The sequence below is a fragment of the uncultured Leptotrichia sp. genome, assembly GCF_938036635.1.
Classification (GTDB): Bacteria; Fusobacteriota; Fusobacteriia; order Fusobacteriales; family Leptotrichiaceae; genus Leptotrichia; species Leptotrichia hongkongensis.
The window spans coordinates 1-1,441 of the sequence record NZ_CALHQO010000302.1 but is presented as its reverse complement, the minus strand read 5'-3'; the positions used below and the strand labels follow the sequence as shown (position 1 = coordinate 1,441).

Genomic DNA, 1,441 nt, shown 5'->3' with positions numbered 1-1,441 from the left:
TGAAACAGCATTTGCAATGTTGTATACCAAATTTGTCAAAACAGGAATCTTCACACTGGAACAATTATTACAATGGATGAGTATTAATCCTGCTGAAAAATTTGGAATGGAAGATGCCGGAGAATTATTACCAGGAAAGAGTGCAGACTTAGCAATCTTTGATTTAAATAAAGAATATGTCATAAAAGAGGAAGATTATTTATCTAAGGGAATAAATACACCTTTTACAGGCGAAAAAGTGTATGGTCAAACAGTTTTAACTATGGTAGATGGGCAAAAAGTATACCAAAAGGAGGAAAAATAATGAAATGTTTTTATCATCATGATAAAGATGCCCATGTTATATGTAAAAACTGTAACAAGGCGATCTGTACCGACTGTACAGTAGATATAAGAGGAGAAATGTACTGTCCTGACTGCTTTAGTAATTTAATTGCCTATCAGGAAAAATATTTATCAAAATTAAAAATGGTTTACATTGTAGGTGGAATCATAGCAGCTGTCGTATTTTTCTCATTTGTTGGGAAGAATTTTGAAGGGGCATTGCTTCTGGCTATATGGTTTGGAAGTGCTCCAATAGGCTTATTTGCTTCAAAAAATGCACCGAGTCCATACGTACCAGTTTCTATGGAAGGATTAGGAAAACTATTGCTAATGAAATTAGGAATAGCCCTTATTCTTGGACCAGTTTTTGCAATAATTTCAATCTTTAATTATTTAAATACATCAAAGACTGTTCAAGAAAATAAGGCTTTACTTGAACAAATAATGAGTCATCAAGCAAGATAATCACGAAAATTTAGTTTTTATAGTACTCTATATTATCGTGTATTTCATAAAAATTTTAACTTTTAATATTTTTATGTCAAAAAATCAATAATGAAGGAGATTAATATGAAATCTAACGAATACAGTTACATAAAACTATGTTATTTAGTAAAATATGTCTTTATTGCTATTTTTGTTATAAGGGCATTAATTCTTAGCATGTTTTTTGGAAAAGCAATGAATGAACTGATGATAATGGTTGGTATTTATTCTGTTATTATTTTTTTCATTTTTAAAGGATGGTTTGAAATTGAAGGTTTAATAATAATGAGAGAGTTGAAAAGAAGAACAGATAAATTACCCATTCCAAAGGAAAATATCTTTAACTGGAATAACAAAGGCGAAGTTGGAATATTTTTTACCGATCCTGAAAAAGGGACATTTTGGTTTTGCAGCAACCAGACAGACTACAACTTATACGTTTATCCAATAATGGAATTTAACATATACGAAAACAATACTCTAATCTTTTTTGAAAAAATAGCAGGCGATTGCGATTTACAAAAATTCAAAGTTTTTAAACCAGTACAAACATATTAAAAAACAGAAAGGAATAATTTTAAATATGAAAAAAATCATAACTTTATTTATATTACTGGCATTATTTACCGTA

The 1,441-nt window shown here is 29.2% G+C and carries 3 protein-coding genes; all 3 read left to right on the top strand.

The window, feature by feature from the left end; translation table 11 throughout:
- Nucleotides 1-304, top strand: a 304-nt coding sequence (locus tag Q0370_RS06060) for an amidohydrolase family protein (RefSeq protein WP_299573426.1), incomplete at its 5' end; no start/stop codon positions are given.
- Nucleotides 304-789 carry a B-box zinc finger protein gene (locus tag Q0370_RS06055; protein WP_299573423.1) on the top strand — a complete coding sequence of 162 codons (486 nt, stop codon included), beginning with the start codon at nucleotides 304-306 and terminating at the stop codon, nucleotides 787-789. The genes Q0370_RS06060 and Q0370_RS06055, both read left to right, overlap by 1 nt.
- Before the next feature lie 105 nt (nucleotides 790-894).
- On the top strand, nucleotides 895-1,368 hold the full coding sequence (locus Q0370_RS06050; RefSeq protein WP_026745749.1) for a hypothetical protein: 474 nt from the start codon (nucleotides 895-897) through the stop codon (nucleotides 1,366-1,368).
- Nucleotides 1,369-1,441 lie beyond the last annotated feature (73 nt).

Bases quoted from the DNA above. Each gene is read 5' to 3' on its own strand.
- Q0370_RS06055 (WP_299573423.1), top strand. From the start codon at position 304: ATGAAATGTTTTTATCATCATGATAAAGATGCCCATGTTATATGTAAA.
- Q0370_RS06050 (WP_026745749.1), top strand. From the start codon at position 895: ATGAAATCTAACGAATACAGTTACATAAAACTATGTTATTTAGTAAAA.